Source organism: Rhodococcus sp. 05-2255-1e (assembly GCF_002259025.1).
Taxonomy (GTDB): domain Bacteria; phylum Actinomycetota; class Actinomycetes; order Mycobacteriales; family Mycobacteriaceae; genus Rhodococcoides; species Rhodococcoides fascians.
The window spans coordinates 1-1,011 of the sequence record NZ_NOZE01000029.1; the positions used below are offsets into that span (position 1 = coordinate 1).

General features: G+C 62.6%; 1 protein-coding gene and 1 pseudogene. Both read left to right on the forward strand.

Annotated features, from left to right (window positions below):
• Window positions 1-149: 149 nt before the first annotated feature.
• Complete coding sequence (locus CH262_RS18385) at window positions 150-380, forward strand: heavy-metal-associated domain-containing protein (RefSeq protein ID WP_094718129.1); 231 nt, start codon at window positions 150-152, stop codon at window positions 378-380.
• Window positions 381-414: 34 nt separating this feature from the next.
• Window positions 415-1,011: pseudogene (locus tag CH262_RS18390) on the forward strand (heavy metal translocating P-type ATPase); the annotation flags it as partial.

Here is a 1,011-nt window from a genome sequence, read left to right on the forward strand (position 1 = left end):
CGAAGTTCGGCCAACGGACCGGTCGTCGCCGCAGGTTCGTAAACCGCTCGACGCAGCCAACGGCCTTCCGAAACATACGGGGAGGGGGTATGGTCGACATGTCATCGAGATACCCCCAGGGGGTATCTAAGCAGCCAGAGGAGCGCGACATGATCACCACGGTTTACAAAGTCACGGGCATGACCTGCGGTCACTGCGAAGCGGCAGTCCGGGAGGAAGTAAGCACCGTTGCAGGAGTCGACACGGTCGAGGCATCTGCAGCTGCGGGAACTCTGACGGTGACAAGTGCTGACGTGCCCGACCACGCCGGTGTCATCGCAGCTGTCCGCGAGGCTGGATACACAGTCGAACCGCAACCCACAGATTCGCGCACCGCGTAACCGCTGAACCTGGTGGAGAGAAGGATTTCCCGCGATGAACAACCACACACATGCCGACGCTGGCGGAGCCGAGACAGCGGGCACGCTGCCGGGCCACGATGCATCCGAACACAGCGCAGCCCACTCCGGCCATGGCGAGAAGGAACACGAAGGCCATACCGGTCACGAAGGCCATACCGGTCACGGTGGCCACGCCGGTCATGGGGACCACGTCGGCATGTTCCGTCGTCTGTTCTGGATCATGCTGGTCCTCGCCCTTCCGGTGATCGTTGCCTCGAACATGTTCGCGATGCTCCTCGGATACTCACTGCCCGACTCATCGTGGATCGCCTGGGTCTCCCCGGTGCTCGGAACGGTGATGTATGCCTGGGGCGGTTCCCCGTTCCTCTCCGGAGCAGTCAGCGAAATCCGTTCACGTGCACCGGGAATGATGCTGCTCATCGCCCTCGCGATCACCGTCGCATTCGTCGCGTCGATGGGAGCAAGCCTCGGCCTGCTCGATCATCAGCTCGACTTCTGGTGGGAACTGGCCCTGCTGATCGTGATCATGCTGCTCGGGCACTGGATCGAAATGCGATCCCTCGCGCAGACCACCTCCGCTCTGGACTCGTTGGCGGCGCTGCTTCCGGAC